Annotated in this window: 1 protein-coding gene; it reads left to right on the plus strand. The window is 57.8% G+C overall.

The window, feature by feature from the left end:
* The first annotated feature begins 105 nt into the window (after positions 1-105).
* Positions 106-1488 (plus strand): IS1380 family transposase, encoded by a 1383-nt coding sequence (locus tag ACP7D4_RS27955; RefSeq protein ID WP_426212694.1) that lies wholly within the window; start codon positions 106-108, stop codon positions 1486-1488.
* Positions 1489-1650 lie beyond the last annotated feature (162 nt).

The following is a 1650-nucleotide window of genomic DNA, read 5'->3' on the forward strand; positions in this document are numbered from 1 at the left end:
CTAGCCTGAATTTTGCATAAAAAAGGGCAAGAATGCCGTAAGTGATTGATAGAATGGGAGTTATCTAGAAACCTAAGCCATCAGCACGAACACACCTTGCCCGATATGAATTCTACTCCAGAACAGCTCCGTTTTGCCTCTATTCCAGCTCACACAGTTCGCGCCGATTTCGCCGGTGGGGGCTTGTCGTCCGATCTTGGCCCGGTTCTACTGCGTGGCGTCGACCTCCGGATCGGCCTGACCAAGCGCCTCGCCGCAGCCCTGCCGGACCGCCGCCATCAGAGTTACGTCAGCCATTCGTATCACGATCTTTTAACGCAGCGCATCTACCAGATCGGCTGTGGCTACGAAGACGGCAACGATGCGAACAGCCTGCGTCACGATCCGATGTTCAAGCTGGGAGCGGCACGCCTGCCGTTTGACGATGACGCAGCGCTGGCATCGGGGGCGACGATCTCGCGCTTCGAACATGCCGCTAGCCGCCAGGACATTTACCGCGTCAGCGAAGCACTCGTGGAGCAATTCATCGCCAGCTTTGCCAGCCCACCAAAGAGCTTGATTCTCGACCTCGATCACTCGGAGGATGCGTGCTACGGCCAGCAGCCACTGGCGTTCTACAACCACCATTACGGTTCGACCTGCTACCTGCCGCTGATGATCTTTGACGGCATGTCAGGTGGCCTGATCGCCGCCGTGCTGCGCCCTGGAAGGCGGCCATTTGGCAACGAGAACGCGATGATCATGCGCCGCGTTCTGAAACTGATACGCCTGCGTTTTCCCGATACCCACATTCTCGTTCGTGGCGACGGCCACTTCAGCGGCCCCGAATTGATGGGCTTGATCGACAGCATGCCGAACGTCGATTTCATCTTCGGTTTCTCCTGCAACGTCAAGCTTGTCGCGATGGCCGAGCCGACCAGGCTGCGTGCCATCGACCGCTGGGTTGCGGCCCAGTCGCAGGAGGTGCCGCCCAATGCTGTGCGCCTGTTTGATGAATTTATCTACAAGGCTCGCTCATGGCCAAGGGCTTGGCGGGTACTGTTGAAGGCCGAGGTCATGGCGCTTGGTGAGAACACCCGTTTCATCGTCACGTCCTTGCCGGGACTCGATGCTGGCATGTTGTACGAAGACATTTACTGCGCGCGCGGTCAAGCCGAAAACTACATCAAACATCTCAAGGACGATCTGGCCGCCGACCGCACTTCCTGCACCAGCTTTCTCGCCAACTGCATGCGCTTGCTGCTGCATGCCGCCGCCTATATCTTGCACCAGCAATTGAGAACGCAGGCACTGCAGCATACCGCGCTGTCGCAGGCGCAGCCGTCGACGGTTATCGCCAAGTTGTTCAAGATTGCCGTGCAGGTCAGACAGTACAAGAACAAGATCGTCCTTCATCTGCCGAGCGCTTGCCCGGTCAAACATCTGCTGCAAACATTGACTGAGCGGCTGTATCTGCCGACTTCACCAAAGACGCTCAACTCTTCCTGAACAAGTCACGTCTGGTCCGCCGAAAACTGACCATCCACCCGCCCGCCATCACCCCTCATACCGCTTCATTGATGTCCCGTTTAATCGGGTAGGGAAACCATTGCTCGCAACATTGCAATCGCTGCCGATGAGGCCCCGCGTCGGCCAGCGGGAGACGCAGTG

The sequence above is a fragment of the Massilia sp. TWP1-3-3 genome (genome assembly GCF_049897805.1).
Classification (GTDB): Bacteria; Pseudomonadota; Gammaproteobacteria; order Burkholderiales; family Burkholderiaceae_D; genus Telluria_A.

Excerpts from the sequence above, each read along its gene's own strand:
- ACP7D4_RS27955 (WP_426212694.1), top strand. The coding sequence starts at position 106 with ATGAATTCTACTCCAGAACAGCTCCGTTTTGCCTCTATTCCAGCTCAC.